Source organism: Pontibacter sp. YIM B11418 (assembly GCF_059278805.1).
Genome location: NZ_JCAEMH010000003.1, coordinates 242770 through 257728 on the forward strand (window position 1 = coordinate 242770; position 14959 = coordinate 257728).

Sequence of the window (14959 nt, forward strand, 5' to 3'; positions counted from 1 at the left end):
ATTTCGGACAAGCCAAAGGCCTGCGAACAGTTGTGAAGAACACACCGCGTATGCTTTAAGGGTGAACTTTACAAAAAATCAATAAGCTACTAAGGTATACCTTCTGTGCGCTCATGCGGCGGTACGTCAGGGGCCTGCTCCGGGTGAGTGGTCTGATGCTGTTCGCCGGTTACCTCCTTAGCATGGGTTGGTGGTGTTCTTTTTCCGTCGTCTTCCCTCAAAATTCTGGCTTTTGGTGATGGAGTTTCGTTTGGTTGGTTCTTTTCTTCCTCTTTCATAGTCTGGGGATTTTCGTTTAACATTCCTGTAAGCTTCATACGCATGAATTCCCTTCATCGAATGAAATCTACCGGTCTTAGGCCTACGCAGGAGCCCGCTAAATGATACCTTTCATGTGCTCACTGCCCAAATTACCGTATCTTTATACCTGAAAGGCTATATTTCCTGCCCATTCTGAAAAACCTTGCAGGCGCTTTAAGAGTAGTTCCTGCCGTAACACCTTGACAAAATAAAACATGCTACAATCCGACAACCCGACCCAAACGAATACTTGGAAAAAACTTGAAACACACTTCGCTGCGTTGAAGCATCAGCACCTGCGCGACTTATTCAAGGCCGATCCGGGTCGCTTCAAAAAATTCTCTTTCGAGATAGACGGAACGCTATACGATTTCTCTAAAAACCGCATCACGGAAGAAACCTTGGATCTGTTAGCCGAACTAGCCGAGGAAACGAAGGTGCCAGCCGCCATCGAGAGCATGCTGCGCGGAGAGAAGATCAACGCCACCGAAGGCCGTGCCGTGCTGCATACCGCCCTGCGTAACTTCACGGATCAGGAACTGGTAGTGGACGGAGAAAATGTGCTGGAAGAGGTACGTGACGTGCAGCGCCAGATGAAGGATTTCTGTGACCGACTGCACAGCGGCGAATGGACCGGCTACTCTGGTAAAAAAGTAAAGCATGTCGTGAACATAGGTATAGGTGGCTCGCACCTGGGTCCGCAAATGGTGACCGAGGCGCTCAAGAAATATCAGAAGCCGGATATCGAAGTGCATTTTATCTCGAATGTGGACGGTACCGACGCGGTAGAAGTCCTGCGCAAAGTCGATCCGGAAACAACCCTATTCATTATCGCTTCCAAAACCTTCACTACCAAAGAAACCATTGCCAACGCCCACACGGCCCGGAGCTGGTTCCTGGAAACAGCCAAAGACGAAGCGTATGTGAGCAAGCACTTTGTGGCACTATCTACCAACACCGAGGCAGTCTCTAAATTCGGCATCGCACCGGAAAGCACCTTCCGCTTCTGGGATTGGGTAGGCGGTCGTTTCTCGCTCTGGTCAGCCATCGGTTTGTCGGTGGCCTGTGCTATCGGGTACGACAGGTTTGAGGAATTGCTGCGTGGCGCTGAGGCCATGGACAAGCACCTGAAAAATACGCCGCTCCGCCAGAACATACCGGTACTGATGGCTCTTTTGAGCATCTGGTATACCAACTTTTTTGAAGCGCAGTCGCACGCCGTGTTGCCTTACGACCAGTACCTGCGCCTGTTGCCAGAGTATTTACAGCAGCTGCAGATGGAAAGCAACGGCAAGACCGCCATGCGCAATGGTGAGTACGTGAACTTCCAGACGCAGCCTGTGATCTGGGGTGCGGCGGGCACCAACGGACAGCACTCTTTCTTCCAATTGATCCACCAGGGCACGGTGTTGATTCCATCTGATTTCCTGGCCCCGGTGAACAGCCACAACCCGATCGGCGAGCACCACCCGATGCTGCTTTCCAACTTTTTTGCCCAGACCGAGGCGCTGATGAAAGGCAAAACTGAGGAGGAAGTGCGGACAGAGTTGGAGAAGAAAGGAATAGCTAAAGAAGAGCTCGAGCAACTGGTCCCGCATAAGGTATTTGAAGGCAATAAGCCATCCACCTCGATTATGTTCGACATGCTGACGCCCTATACCCTGGGAAGCCTGATTGCCATGTACGAGCATAAGACTTTTGTGCAGGGCGTGATCTGGAACGTGTACAGCTTCGACCAGTGGGGTGTGGAACTGGGCAAGCAACTGGCCGGCGCCATTGAAGAGGAACTGCTCCACAACAAGGAAGCGGAGCACGACAGCTCCACAGCCGGACTGATCAGCTATTACAGACAAAAACGCAAATAGCGAAAACCTTGCGTCGAGGCTGCGTTTAAGGATGGTATCTATACCTTATGCAGCAACTATACCTTAAAACGACGCTTCTGCTGCTTCTCGCACTCTTGCTCAGCAGTTGCGCCGACGATAATTTCTACCAACAAGACGCTTTGGTGCAGCCGGGGGAGCATGACCTGCCTCCGGCTGGCACTGACAGCGTATGGGCAGTGGCCGGACGCCACTACGACCGTAGCTGGCTTTACCGCCTTTTCTGGGGCAACCACCATCGCGACAGCTGGACCACCCCTGTTAAGCTTCCCGTATTTGATCTTTCCCGCGTGAACGGCGGCATGAGAGTCGTGAAGAAAGGGGGCGGCTTCCAGACCAGCAGTTTCCAACTCCAGGACAGCCTCGGCCGCATTTACGCTTTCCGCTCCATCGACAAAGATCCGGTGCAGGTGCTGGCTAAATTCTGGCGACCCACTTTCGTCACCAACATTCTCCGCGATCAGATCTCTTCTGCTAACCCGTACGGGGCTTTGATCATTCCTGGCCTAGCCAAAGCGGCAGGCGTCTTTCATAGCTCCCCTACACTTTATTACGTTCAAAAAAGTGATACCTCTTTCGGTGAATACGCAAAGGCGGTGCAGGGCAAGGTATACATGCTCGAGGAGAAATTTGATGGTATGGCCGACACGCTGCGTATGTTCGGAAACGTGACCGGATTTGCGGACTCCGAAGATGCCCTACGCAATCGCTACAAAACAAATACCCATCAATTTGATCAAAAAGCCTTTGCGCGCGCCCGGCTCCTGGATGTGCTCGTCGGTGACTGGGACCGCCACAAAGGCCAGTGGGACTGGGCCGTCTACGAAGAAGGCACCGATACGATTTATAAACCCATCCCCAAAGACCGTGACCAGGTATTCCTGAAAATGGACGACGGCGCTATACCTTTCCTTGCCACCAGCAAGCTGATGGCCCGTAAATTCTACTCCTTCGGACCGACCATCAAAGATGTGAAAGCCCTGATGATCAATGCACGTTTTATAGACGAGCGCCTGCTTCACGAATTGACACGGGAAGAATGGGTGGCGATTGCAAAGGATGTGCAGGAAAAGCTCACCGATGACGTGATCGAAAAAGCCGTGGAAAACCTGCCCTCTCCCATCTATACCTTAAAAGGAGAAAGCATCCTACAAAATCTGAAAAACCGCCGCGACCAACTACCCGAATTGGCAGAAGAGATGTATGAAATCATAGCCAAAGAAGTCACCGTTGCTGGCACTGATCAGCCGGATTTTTTTCAGGTAAGGCGGCTGGATGATGACCACACCGAAGTTGTTCTTATGCGTCCTGCTCAAACCAGTATACCTGAAAAGGTACTCTACCAACGGACATTCTCCGGAAAAGAAACAGAAAAGATCACGCTGCACGGCCTCAGCGGAGATGATGAATTTACGATTGAAGGAGATGTTGCAGAAGGTATACTGGTAGAGGTATATGGCGGCCTGGGTGAAGATGAAATAACGGACAGGTCCTCGGTTAAAGGTTGGCGCAAAATGACCCATATCTACGACACCGAGCGCGGCAACGAAATCGACTTCGGCACCGAAGCCAAAGACCTGACCACAAGAGACGTGCGGGTGCACGCCTATGACCGGGAAGGAAATTAGAGTATTGTAGGGACAGTTTGCAACCAGTCCCTACAAAATAAATACCTCAACTTCTAAGGCTCTTCTCCAGCATTTTCAGCACGAAATGTTCCATACTGCTGAGGTGTTCGATTTTGGATTTAGTGGGATCGTGCTTTTTAAGGAAACTCATCAGTTTATCTTCCCGAAAGAGGTTCACTACCTCGGGGTGTATGTAGTATTTGCTGCAAACGGTTGGGGTGTTGCCCAAGCCTTTGGCCACCTCCTTCACCGCTTCCTTTATACCTTTCTCTTTGTCAATCTCCGGGTTTTCGTCGATAACGCGCTCCAGGCATTCCACCATGCGCACGGTGCCACCCCAGGTCCTGAAATCCTTGGCCGTGAAATCATAGGCGGTCACTTCCCGCAAGTATTCGTTCACGTCGCCTGACTCCAGCGTCTGCCGCTCGCCTTCCTCATCGTAGTACTGAAACAAATCGTAGCCGGGTATATCCTTACACTTCTTCACGAGCTGCGCCAGGCGCCTGTCTTTCAGGTCGATTTTTTGCTCCACTCCTTTCTTGCCCACAAATGCAAAAGTAACCGTACTGCCATTAAAGGTCACGTGACGGTCACGCAGCGTGGTGAGCCCATACGACTTGTTTGACTTGGCATAGGCACGGTTTCCGATCCGAATCAGCGCGTTGTCCATAATCGACACCACCAGCGCCGTTACCTTGCGCTTGTCGAGGTGGCGGGACTGTATGTCTTTTTGAACCTGCTCCCTCAAGGCAGGCAGCGACTTCCCGAATGTGATCATGCGACCGAATTTGGTCAGGTTGCGGGCGTGCTGCCATTCCGGGTGGTAGATGTACTGCTTGCGCCCTTTGTCGTCGCGTCCGGTGGCCTGGAGATGTCCGCGGGCCGTTTTCGCGATCCATACTTCGGTCCAAGCCGGCGGAATCACCAGTTTTTTGATGCGTTCAAGCGTTTTTTCATCGGTCACCTTTTCCCCTTTATGATCAAAGTAGGTGAAACCTGTACCGGCCTTTTTACGGGTGAGCCCCGGCTTTTCGTCAGAGGTATAGCGCAGGCCCGCCCACTCGGCTGAAAGGGCAGGATCCTTATATAGGTTGTGTAGTTCTTTCTTTGTCATTAGCTAAGGCATTAGGCGCCTGTTGCCTATAATACATAAAAGCCATGCAAAAGTTATCCACGGTACAGACTGCACGGGAGCTTTTGCCTATACCTCCTCAACAATTCCCCTTATATTTGTCCCAGAAAAAAAGACATATCCATGACCATCCATAAACAGATTTCTTACCTCTACGCCTTTTTTGGCGTTTTCCTGCTGGGCTGTGGCGTTGTGGCGGTAGATGTGGCCGGCGAGCAGGCCCGGACCGCCCTCTTTACAGGTATAGCCGGTGGCTTGCTGGCGCTGGTGGCGGGGCATTTCCTGAACAGAAAACACCGTTGGGGATTTCTTCTGGGAAGCGCCGAGGCCGGACTGCTCACGCTTCTGCTGGGCTGGCGCTCCGGCACCTATTTCATTCGCTTGCTCGAAATGGTGCAGGAAGCCCCTGAGCCTAACTCTACCCATACATCAGGTATGGCTTTTCTGCTTACAACCGCCATGCTGGTAGTAGCACTGCTGACCCTGGCGGTGTCCGTTATGTTTGCCAAACAAGTGTTTGCCGAGACAAAATAGGCGTTCGTCTATATTTTCTTATAGCATTAAACCTTTATGTGTTATATTGGTCCTAACACAAGACCAATCGTTCACCTAAAACAAATTAATATGCTTCAGAAAATCGGTTTGAGTATCGTGCTCACGGCCAGTGTGGTCAGTGCTGCCGAGGCGCAGACAAAACTCGTGGAAAAGGTAACCAAGAAAAGCGATGAGCTGGTTATACCTTACGAAAAATACAAACTGGCCAACGGCCTCACCCTAATCGTGCACGAGGATCACTCCGATCCGGTTGTGCATGTGGACGTGACTTACCACGTAGGTTCAGCCCGCGAAGAGGTGGGTAAATCTGGCTTTGCGCACTTTTTTGAGCACATGATGTTCCAGGGCTCCGATAACGTGGCCGACGAAGAGCACTTCAAAATCGTGTCGGATGCAGGCGGTACCCTGAACGGTACTACTAACCGCGACCGTACCAACTACTTTGAAACCGTGCCAAGCAACCAACTGGAAACTGCGCTATGGCTGGAAGCCGACCGTATGGGCTTTTTGCTGGATGCCGTAACCCAGAAGAAGTTTGAAGTACAGCGCGAAACTGTAAAGAACGAGCGTGGTCAGAACTACGACAACCGTCCTTACGGTCTTGTGTACGAGAAAACATCGCAGCACCTGTACCCGCACGGTCACCCTTACTCCTGGACCACCATTGGTTACATCGAGGACCTGAACCGCGTGAACGTAGAAGACCTGAAAAACTTCTTCCTGCGCTGGTACGGACCAAACAACGCTACGGTAACCGTGGGTGGTGATGTTAATCCGGCGGAAGTTGTGAAACTAGTAGAGAAATACTTTGGCGCTATACCTACCGGCCCTGCCGTGCAGGACATGAAGCCAATGGTCGCTTCACTTAACGCAGACCGTTACATTTCTTACGAAGACAATGTGCGCTTCCCGATGCTGCGCGTTACGTATCCGGTGCCGGAGGCTGGTCACAAAGACGAGCATGCACTGGACGTGTTGGCCGAAATCCTGGGACAGGGACGTAACTCTATCTTCTACAAAAACTTCGTGAAAGAGCAGAAAGCCTTGCAAGCTTCTGCCATGAACTCCACCTCGGAGCTGGCTGGTGAGTTCGGTATTTCCATTATGGCCTATCCGAACAGTACTCTGGCACAGATGGAAGAACTGCTGCGCAAGTCTATCGCTGAGTTTGAAACACGCGGCGTAACCGACGAAGATCTGCAGCGCTACAAGGCCTCTGCTGAGTCTAACCTGATTAACAGAATGGCAAGCGTGAGTGGCAAAGTATCGCAACTGGCTTCTTACGAAACCTTCCGTAACAACCCGAACTACCTGCAGGAAGAAATCCGCCGCATCAATGCACTGACAAAGGCTGATGTAGTGCGTGTATATAACCAGTATATCAAAGGCAAACCTGCTGTTATCTTGAGTGTGGTACCAAAAGGCAAGCCGGAAATGGTGGCCAAAGCTGACAACTATAACGTTGACACAAACGTGTCGGTAGCACAGCCACAGGACTACAGCGGACTGAGCTATACCAAGGCAGTTGACACTTTCGACCGCAGCAAGCGCCCGGTAGCGGGTCAGGCCAAAGCCGTGAGCGTACCTAACTTCTATACCTCGAAGTTCAAGAATGGCATGAAGGTGATCGGCACGAAATCTGACGAGATCCCAACTGTTACTCTGCAGCTGACTATACCTGGCGGACATCGTTTGCTGGCCAATAACGCAGGCAAGGCGGGCATCGCATCGCTTACAGCTTCTCTGATGAATGAGGACACCGAAAACTTCACTTCAGAAGCCTTCACAAGCGAGCTCGACAAACTGGGCAGCTCTATCCGCATCGGTTCTGGTACAGAAGACACTTACGTAACAGTACAATCGCTGAAAAAGAACCTGGACAAAACATTGGCACTGCTCGAAGAGCGCTTGTTCCGTCCGAAGTTCGCAGCTGACGACTTTGAGCGTCTGAAAAAGCAGCAACTGGAAGGTATAGCCAACCAGTCGACACAGCCAACGGCTATTGCCAGCAGCGTGTACAACAAACTGCTTTATGGTGAAAACCACATCATGGCCATCCCTACTTCAGGTACTACAGAGTCAGTAGGCAGCATTACCCTCGAGGATGTGAAGCAGTTCTATGCTGCCAATTTCACGCCTACAGGCGCTGAACTGGTAGTAGTAGGCGATATCAACGAAAAAGAGATCATCGGCAAGCTGGACTTCCTGAAAAAATGGAAGAAGAAGAACGTAACTGTACCTGCTGATGTGAAAGCGCCTGCTATTGCGGCCACTAAGATCTACTTCGTTGACAAGCCGGACGCTGCGCAATCAGAGATCAGAATTGGCTACGTAGCCCTGCCTTACGACGCAACCGGTGAGTACTACAAAACATCGCTGATGAACTTCGTGCTGGGTGGTGCCTTTAACAGCCGCATCAACCTGAACCTGCGCGAAGACAAAGGCTATACCTATGGCGCCCGTTCCGGCTTCGGTGGCAGCCGCTTTGCTGGTCCGTACACAGCTTCTGCCGGTGTGCGTGCTGATGCTACTGCTGCTTCTGTAGTGGAGTTCATGAAAGAAATCAACGATTTCAGAACCAAGGGTATCACAGAAGATGAGCTGCAGTTCATGAAAAACTCGATCGGTCAGTCAGATGCGCGCCAGTACGAAACACCTGGTCAGAAGGCGAACTTCCTGGGCCGAATTCTGCGCTACGACCTGAAGAAGGATTACGTAGGCAAGCAAACGCAGATTCTCAACAACATGACGAAGCAGGAAATCGATGCGCTGGCTGCCAAGCACTTGCCATCTGACAAAATGCACATCGTGGTGGTAGGCGATAAGAAAACAGTATTGCCAGAACTTCAGAAGTTGAGCTACGAAGTGGTGGAGCTGGATACCAACGGTAACCCGGTAGGTACCTCCTCCGTAAAATAGCGCATACTACACTTGAAAAAAAGCCCCTGAATATCAGGGGCTTTTTTATTTGCACTATTTTATGCGTTATACCTGTCACTACTCCTTCCAACCAAGGCGAATTTTAATCCGTAAGCGCATACTAAAATCAAATAGCGTTAGTTTTAAGCAAATCGCAGGGTCTTATTTATAGCCTATACCTGCGCATTGCTTTAATACATTTTACCACTCTAATTTAAATGATGAAGTATATCAATCGTACCGCACCCTGGCTGCTTGTCTTTGTCAGTGTGTTTTTCATGAGTAGCTGCAAAGACAATGAAGGCGTCATCTTTTCGATTCAGGATGATATACGACTGGGTGAGCAAGTGTCGCAGCAGGTAGATTCTACTTTCCGTGCACAGGGCAAGTTATTGGAGCGCAACTCCGGCAATGCCAATGTTCAAAAAGCCTATACCCACCTCGACCGCATCGTGAACCGTGTGCTCAACTCCGGCGAAATCAAGTATAGAAATGAGTTTGTCTGGACGGTGAAGATCATCGATGATCGTGAAACCTTGAACGCTTTTGCTGCTCCGGGTGGACACATTTACGTGTATACCGGCTTGATGAAGTTCCTGGACGATGAAGACCATTTTGCCGGGGTGCTGGCCCACGAAATAGCCCACGCCGACAAACGCCACAGCGTGCAGCAACTGCAGCGAGACTACGGTATAGCGCTGCTACTTTCCGTCGCGCTCGGTAACAATGCCGGTACGCTGCAACAGATCGCTGCCCAGTTGGCAGGTACCCTGGCAGGCCTGCGCTTCAGTCGGGGAGCCGAGACCGAGGCCGATAACGCCTCCGTGATATACCTGGACGGAACCGATTATTATGCCTGCGATGGCGCAGCCGGTTTCTTCGTAAAGCTCAACACTGAGGCGCAGGGCAGCAATCCGCCCGAGTTCCTGAGCACACACCCGAACCCGGACAACCGCGTCGAAAACATTCAGCAGCAGGCCAGCCAGCGTGAATGCGCAAAAGACGGAGCTGCCAATACGGACTTTAACGAACTGAAAAAAAGCCTGAATTTGTAACTCGCAAAGGTCTGCCCAGAGGCAGGCCTTTGTGTTGAACCCCATACCTGTCGACTATGAAAAAGATAAAGAACACTGCTGCGAAAGCTGTTTTGAAAGGAGAAGAAAAGTTTGACACGCTGACTTTTAATCTGCGTCGCAAGCTCAATATGTTTGGTCCGCTGCACATTATGGCTTACCGCAGCTATGGCACACCTACCCGCCTCTATGTGAAAGGCCGCGTGTTGGTCGATAAGGGCATCACGCTGTCAGAAGAGAATGACACGTTGTGGGAGAACATCCTGAATATGTACAAACGCTTTAATAGCCGGGAAATACCGGGTGCACGCATTGAGCTGTGCCTGGGAGATCAGAAACATGAGATCACAACGGACATAGAAGGCTATTTTGTGCTGAATCTAGCGCCTGAGAAGCCGCTTGTGCTCGAGGACATCTGGCACACAATCGATATTACGCTTTCCGAGGCCCCCGTGGAGGTGGAAGGACCGGTGAAGGCGCAGGCACATGTGCTCGTCCCTCCTCCCGATGCAGAGTATGGCATCATCAGCGACATAGACGATACCATCGTGCGGACGGGGGCCACGAGCCTGCTGCAGACCGGACGAAACGTGCTGCTCAACAATGCACACTCCCGCATACCTTTCCATGGGGTAGCATCCTTTTATAAGTCGCTGCAACTGGGGCGTAACGGCAAGCGTAACAATCCATTCTTCTATGTTTCGAGCAGTCCCTGGAACACGTACGATCTGCTTTACCATTTTCTGGAGCTGAATGAAATTCCGCAAGGGCCGCTCCTGCTCCGTGACTTCGGAATTGATGAAAGCAAGCTCGGCTCCTCCGACCATATGAGCCATAAGTATAAAGAGATCGAAAACATACTGATCACTTACCCTGAGCTTAAGTTCATTTTAATTGGTGACAGCGGGCAGCAGGATGCCGAGATTTATGCAGAGGTTGTACGAAAACACCCGGGCCGTGTCCTGGCCATTTACATCCGGGATGTGAACATCGAAAAACACGCCACGAAAGTGGTCAAGATTTTTGACGAGTTCAAGGATAACAAAGAAGTGGAGATGGTGCTTGTAAAACAAACCCTGGAAGCCGCTGAACACGCTGCAAAATGTGGCTATATCTTCACGGAAGAAATTCCGGAAATTGCCAGAGAAACCGAAGTGGATGCCGAGGGAGATGAGTGATTAATTGAGTGGATGAGTATTGGAGTGAATGAGTGATTGTTAAATTGTTATTACAATGATTAAAATCACACACTAACAAAATCACTCCATCACCAATTCACTCATTCACTAACTCGAATGGTCTGCTACGATTTTCCAGCCTTCCGGGAATCGCTTGAGGATGATGGAGAAGTGGCCTTGCAAGTCGCCTAAATCTGCGTCGCGCTGCAGGTGCCATTTGCCGACTACGAGCATGTGGTCTGAGGCTAGATGGCGAAACTCTTTCAGGTCGAAGGTCAGTTTGCCCATGGCTGTCGGATCAGGGTAGCTCTTGCGGTAGTTATCCAAAGTCTTTTGCCAACCATAGGTCAGGCCGTTTTTACCCACAAACAGCAGCGAGTCTGATTTCCAGTAATCCTGCATAAAGCACTCGAGGTTGCCTTGGCTCCAGCAGGCTGACTGCGAGGCCAGCATGTCGCGCACCTGCCCTTCTGCCACCGCTGGATCGTGCTTGGCAGGAGTAGTGGTGCTAAGCTCTACCTGCTTCTCTTCGTTCTGCTGACAGGCTGTAAATGACAAGCCTATACACAGGGCCAGTACACCGATAAACTTATTTCTTTTCATCTTTTTGGGGAAGTATGGTTTTGATGTAAGTCGTGCCACCCAGACGGCCCATGGCACGGGCTATGCGACGCTGCCTGCCTAATACGTATGCCGACGGTCTTTCAGCGGAATAGCGGATCGGATTGGGAAGCACTGCTGCCAGCCGTGCCGACTGCTGACGTCCTATCTCCGAGGCAGGTTTCTTAAAATACTTTTGCGAAGCCGCTTCCACGCCAAACACCCCATCCCCCATCTCTGCAATGTTCAGGTATACCTCCAGGATACGCTTTTTGCCCCACAGCAACTCAATCAGGAAAGTAAAGTAAGCCTCTACACCTTTGCGCAGGTAACTCCGACCGTGCCATAAGAACACGTTCTTGGCCACTTGCTGGCTGATGGTACTGCCTCCCCTGATGTTCTTTCCTTTCTGATTGCGCTTAAAGGCATCGGCAATAGCATCAAAATCGAAACCGCTGTGTTCCAGGAAAAGCTGGTCTTCTGAAGCTATCACGGCTAGCGGCAACTGCTCTGACATCTCCTCCAGAGAAACGAACTTATACCTGATCGCAGGGTTATCCTTGCCTGCTGCCCCGGCTTCGGCGCGCCGCTTCACCATATGCAGCGTAGCCGGTGGAGCCACCCAGCGGTATACCAACACCCACAGCACACTCAGGAGCACGAGGCTCAGCAAAAGCTTTGTGATGATAAGCCTGATCTCACGAAAGCCCAGCCGTTTCTTCTTCATTATAAGCGTTCAAAAAATAAGTGCGCAAAGCTAAGTGTTTTGGCTTATAATGCAACAAAAGCGGCGTGGCTGAATTGTAATACTTAACACGCGTCAAACATACCCGTATTCCATATACAAAACACGAACTTGTCTGTTATAGAGCTAAAGAAAAGGCCATGCAAAAGTACTTACCCTTGTTCCCTCTGAATATCGTGGTATTTCCGGGCGAGAAGCTAAACCTGCACATTTTCGAGCCTCGCTACAAGCAGCTGGTCTACGACTGCCTCGAAAGCGGCACGACATTTGGCATACCTACGTTCATCAACAACAGTGTGGGGCACTACGGCACGGAGATCAAGCTGCTGCAGGTTGAGAAAAAATACGAAAGCGGCGAGATGGACATTCGCACACAGGGTTTGAGCACCTTTATGATACTGGAGTTTGACAAACAGGCACCGGGCAGGCTCTATGCTGGCGGTCAGGTAGAGGAAGTAGAGAACCTGGAAGACGAGGATATTGTAACGAAAGAGAAAATACGCGAAAAGCTGCAGGAGTTATACACAGCTTTGGGTATAAGCAATATTCTGATGGACCTCCCCGAAAACTTTACCTCTTTTGACGTTGGCCACCATTTAGGCTTGAACACGGAACAGGAGTATACCTTGTTGCAATGCAATAGTGAAGCCTTGCGACAAGAAATGATTCTACAGCATCTTCTGCAGGTATTACCTATTGTAGCCGAAACCGAAAAACTCAAGGAACGCGTCAAGCTCAACGGTCATTTCAAAAACCTCTCGCCACCTAACTTCTGATGCTGCTATACTTTCTTATCATACCTACCGTGTTGTTTTTGGTTTTTGGGCTGTTCAGCTACTGGCAGGAGCTCAAGTACCGCAACAAGCCATTCTATAAACTTTCGGATGTAGGCTGGCGCAAGTGCCTGCCTAAACCTGAGGCACGGCTGGTACACAGCATCGCGTTTATGGGCGATGTGGGCTATGTCGCGACCGACGGCACGGACCCTGTCATGCGAATCCTGGAAGAGTGGCAGCAAAACGCAGGACCCGATGGCAGCGTCCTGTTCCTGGGGGATAACCTATACCCGGTGGGAATGCCCGCCGAAACCCATCGCCACTACCCTGCCGCCAAAGAGCGCCTGGATTTCCTGCTAGGGCAAATGGGCGCTTATGCAGGGCGCAAGATTTTTCTGAGCGGCAACCACGACTGGAACAAAGGGCGCTCTAAAGGGCTGGAGTATGTGCTCCGGCAAGAAAAATATGTGGTCGACACGCTGCAGGACGACAACAGTTACCTGCCCCGGCACGGTTGCCCTGGTCCGGAGGCCATACAACTAGCAGAAGGGTTGCTATTGGTCATCATCAACACGCAGTGGTGGGTGCAACGGGGCGAAAAGCCGATGGGTACCGGGCAGGGCTGCCCTTATGATGACATTGAGGAATTCTTTGTGCGCCTGAACCAGATCCTGCGCCGTAACCGACACCAGCGTATCGTGGTGGCAGCGCACCACCCACTTTACAGCAATGCGCTGCACGGTGGCAAGTTCACCATCAAACAGCACATCTTTCCGCTTACGGCTGCCCACAAACGCTTTTATATTCCGTTGCCTATTTTCGGTTCTTTATACCCATTTTACCGTCAGCTATTTGGAGCCTATGAGGACATGTCCCACCGAAAATACCGCAAGATGCGCAAGCGTCTGCTCCGAATCTTCCATCAGTACAGCAACATTGTGTATGTGGCGGGGCATGACCATAATCTGCAGCACTTTGAGGTGAGGGACAACCATTACATCGTGAGCGGATCGGGCAGCAAAACCTCTTTTGTGAAGAAGGGCGGCAAAGCCACCTTTACGCTGGAGCAGCGGGGTTTCTTTGTGCTCAACTACTACGACACCGGGGAGGTATGGATAGAGGCGCTGGCGGTTACGGAAGGTGAAAGCGTTTCAATGCCAGGTGCCGTTGTGTTCCGGAAAGAATTAGGCCCCGTCTTGAAGCCCAAAAAACAAACACTGGAGGTATAGCCTTTAATTATGATTCATCAGGTATAGGCAGAATAACCTTCAGGCTTTTAGGGTGCATCGTCACTTTGATCACCTCATCTAATTCAGCCGGTTCGCCGTCGATATGCACCACTTCACGGTCTACGTTGTAGACAGTAGCCTTTCGACAGCTGATGCGACGGGTATAGATGGAGCCGTCAATATTATCGGTGTACATCCTCACCAGCAAAACAGGCGCGGCAGCTTTTGGGAAAGGCTCAATCAGGCAGATTTCGAAGCGACCGTCGTTTAGGATTCCGCTGGGGTTAATAGCGGCATTGCTCCCAAAGGCGTTGGCATTGGCAATGGTTACCATAAAAGCCTCCCCCTCAAAATTCTCCGTGTCGGTTTCTATTCGATAAAACTTCGGCTCGTAATTCATGTACTCCTGCAAAGCTATCCACGCGTAGGCACCCGGTCCACGCTTATCCCCTTCGCAAAAGCGCTTCACGACCAGGGCGTTAAATCCCAGATCGCTGAGATGGATCGAAGGCTTCCCATTCAGGTCGATGGTGTCAATGTTGCGCACCACATGTTCGTGGATCAACTGCAAAGCCTCTTCTGTATCCTGCGGTATACCCAGGTCTTTTGAGAGCCCGTTGCCGGAGCCAAGCGGAATAATGCCCAAAGGTATGGAGGTACCGATCAGCAGGGCGCCGACCAGACTCACCGTGCCATCGCCCCCTACTGCAAAGACAGCATCATAAGTATTTTCCTCTATGAGCTGCTTGATCTGCTCTAAATCACTTTCGCCCGTCGTTCGATAGATCGTACACCTAATTTGATAATCAGCACATTCTGACTTTATTTCATCCTCCAGTTCCTCTTTGTCGATATCACCTGCTATGGGGTTGATGACAAACAGGAGGTTTTGGAGTTTCTTGTCTTTTTGCGTAGGCATGTTGTGGTCTCAGTTTATAGAT

At 50.9% G+C, this 14959-nt stretch carries 13 protein-coding genes; 8 read left to right on the forward strand and 5 right to left on the reverse strand.

The genetic code is table 11. The features are described 5' to 3' along the window. Nucleotides 1-89: 89 nt before the first annotated feature. Entirely contained in the window at nucleotides 90-278 is a 189-nt protein-coding gene (locus AC4QZR_RS08760; RefSeq protein ID WP_494480566.1) for a hypothetical protein, read from the reverse strand. A gap of 237 nt (nucleotides 279-515) precedes the next feature. Between AC4QZR_RS08760 and pgi the strand changes: the two genes are divergently transcribed. Further along, nucleotides 516-2165 carry a glucose-6-phosphate isomerase gene (gene pgi / locus AC4QZR_RS08765; RefSeq protein WP_494480567.1) on the forward strand — a complete coding sequence of 550 codons (1650 nt, stop codon included), beginning with the start codon at nucleotides 516-518 and terminating at the stop codon, nucleotides 2163-2165. 47 nt (nucleotides 2166-2212) lie between these two features. Beyond that, on the forward strand, nucleotides 2213-3811 hold the full coding sequence (locus tag AC4QZR_RS08770; RefSeq protein ID WP_494480568.1) for a hypothetical protein: 1599 nt from the start codon (nucleotides 2213-2215) through the stop codon (nucleotides 3809-3811). 46 nt (nucleotides 3812-3857) lie between these two features. Here the strand turns inward: AC4QZR_RS08770 and AC4QZR_RS08775 are convergent, their stop codons facing one another. Beyond that, nucleotides 3858-4925 (reverse strand): DNA topoisomerase IB, encoded by a 1068-nt coding sequence (locus tag AC4QZR_RS08775; protein ID WP_494480569.1) that lies wholly within the window; start codon nucleotides 4923-4925, stop codon nucleotides 3858-3860. 141 nt (nucleotides 4926-5066) lie between these two features. Here AC4QZR_RS08775 and AC4QZR_RS08780 point away from each other — a divergent pair, with 141 nt between their 5' ends. The 4 genes from AC4QZR_RS08780 to AC4QZR_RS08795 all read left to right on the forward strand — a co-directional run bounded on the left by AC4QZR_RS08780 (nucleotide 5067) and on the right by AC4QZR_RS08795 (nucleotide 10668). After that, complete coding sequence (locus AC4QZR_RS08780; RefSeq protein ID WP_253405897.1) at nucleotides 5067-5477, forward strand: hypothetical protein; 411 nt, start codon at nucleotides 5067-5069, stop codon at nucleotides 5475-5477. A 90-nt stretch (nucleotides 5478-5567) separates the two neighbouring features. Beyond that, entirely contained in the window at nucleotides 5568-8417 is a 2850-nt protein-coding gene (locus AC4QZR_RS08785) for a M16 family metallopeptidase (RefSeq protein ID WP_494480570.1), read from the forward strand. Between the two features lie 218 nt (nucleotides 8418-8635). Next, nucleotides 8636-9472 (forward strand): M48 family metalloprotease, encoded by an 837-nt coding sequence (locus AC4QZR_RS08790; RefSeq protein ID WP_494480571.1) that lies wholly within the window; start codon nucleotides 8636-8638, stop codon nucleotides 9470-9472. Between the two features lie 56 nt (nucleotides 9473-9528). Continuing rightward, complete coding sequence (locus AC4QZR_RS08795) at nucleotides 9529-10668, forward strand: App1 family protein phosphatidate phosphatase (protein ID WP_494480572.1); 1140 nt, start codon at nucleotides 9529-9531, stop codon at nucleotides 10666-10668. Between the two features lie 108 nt (nucleotides 10669-10776). On the opposite strand, the gene AC4QZR_RS08800 is transcribed toward AC4QZR_RS08795, so the two are convergent. Both AC4QZR_RS08800 and mtgA read right to left on the reverse strand, forming a co-directional pair. After that, nucleotides 10777-11271, reverse strand: a complete 495-nt coding sequence (locus AC4QZR_RS08800) for a YybH family protein (RefSeq protein ID WP_494480573.1) — start codon at nucleotides 11269-11271, stop codon at nucleotides 10777-10779. Next, on the reverse strand, nucleotides 11258-11995 hold the full coding sequence (gene mtgA, locus AC4QZR_RS08805) for a monofunctional biosynthetic peptidoglycan transglycosylase (RefSeq protein ID WP_494480574.1): 738 nt from the start codon (nucleotides 11993-11995) through the stop codon (nucleotides 11258-11260). The genes AC4QZR_RS08800 and mtgA overlap by 14 nt, the downstream gene beginning before the upstream one ends. A gap of 158 nt (nucleotides 11996-12153) precedes the next feature. On the opposite strand from mtgA, the gene AC4QZR_RS08810 reads away from it, so the two are divergent. Both AC4QZR_RS08810 and AC4QZR_RS08815 read left to right on the forward strand, forming a co-directional pair. Beyond that, the gene (locus AC4QZR_RS08810) at nucleotides 12154-12789 is read left to right on the forward strand and encodes an LON peptidase substrate-binding domain-containing protein (protein ID WP_494480575.1); all 636 of its coding nucleotides are present in this window, start codon (nucleotides 12154-12156) and stop codon (nucleotides 12787-12789) included. Beyond that, entirely contained in the window at nucleotides 12789-14018 is a 1230-nt protein-coding gene (locus tag AC4QZR_RS08815; RefSeq protein WP_494480576.1) for a metallophosphoesterase, read from the forward strand. The genes AC4QZR_RS08810 and AC4QZR_RS08815 overlap by 1 nt, the downstream gene beginning before the upstream one ends. Before the next feature lie 7 nt (nucleotides 14019-14025). On the opposite strand, the gene AC4QZR_RS08820 is transcribed toward AC4QZR_RS08815, so the two are convergent. Further along, nucleotides 14026-14937 carry a diacylglycerol/lipid kinase family protein gene (locus AC4QZR_RS08820; RefSeq protein ID WP_494480577.1) on the reverse strand — a complete coding sequence of 304 codons (912 nt, stop codon included), beginning with the start codon at nucleotides 14935-14937 and terminating at the stop codon, nucleotides 14026-14028. Between the last annotated feature and the right edge of the window lie 22 nt (nucleotides 14938-14959).

Coding starts and splice junctions, on each gene's coding strand:
- AC4QZR_RS08760 (WP_494480566.1), bottom strand. CDS start 278: ATGAAAGAGGAAGAAAAGAACCAACCAAACGAAACTCCATCACCAAAA.
- pgi (WP_494480567.1), top strand. CDS start 516: ATGCTACAATCCGACAACCCGACCCAAACGAATACTTGGAAAAAACTT.
- AC4QZR_RS08770 (WP_494480568.1), top strand. CDS start 2,213: ATGCAGCAACTATACCTTAAAACGACGCTTCTGCTGCTTCTCGCACTC.
- AC4QZR_RS08775 (WP_494480569.1), bottom strand. CDS start 4,925: ATGACAAAGAAAGAACTACACAACCTATATAAGGATCCTGCCCTTTCA.
- AC4QZR_RS08780 (WP_253405897.1), top strand. CDS start 5,067: ATGACCATCCATAAACAGATTTCTTACCTCTACGCCTTTTTTGGCGTT.
- AC4QZR_RS08785 (WP_494480570.1), top strand. CDS start 5,568: ATGCTTCAGAAAATCGGTTTGAGTATCGTGCTCACGGCCAGTGTGGTC.
- AC4QZR_RS08790 (WP_494480571.1), top strand. CDS start 8,636: ATGATGAAGTATATCAATCGTACCGCACCCTGGCTGCTTGTCTTTGTC.
- AC4QZR_RS08795 (WP_494480572.1), top strand. CDS start 9,529: ATGAAAAAGATAAAGAACACTGCTGCGAAAGCTGTTTTGAAAGGAGAA.
- AC4QZR_RS08800 (WP_494480573.1), bottom strand. CDS start 11,271: ATGAAAAGAAATAAGTTTATCGGTGTACTGGCCCTGTGTATAGGCTTG.
- mtgA (WP_494480574.1), bottom strand. CDS start 11,995: ATGAAGAAGAAACGGCTGGGCTTTCGTGAGATCAGGCTTATCATCACA.
- AC4QZR_RS08810 (WP_494480575.1), top strand. CDS start 12,154: ATGCAAAAGTACTTACCCTTGTTCCCTCTGAATATCGTGGTATTTCCG.
- AC4QZR_RS08815 (WP_494480576.1), top strand. CDS start 12,789: ATGCTGCTATACTTTCTTATCATACCTACCGTGTTGTTTTTGGTTTTT.
- AC4QZR_RS08820 (WP_494480577.1), bottom strand. CDS start 14,937: ATGCCTACGCAAAAAGACAAGAAACTCCAAAACCTCCTGTTTGTCATC.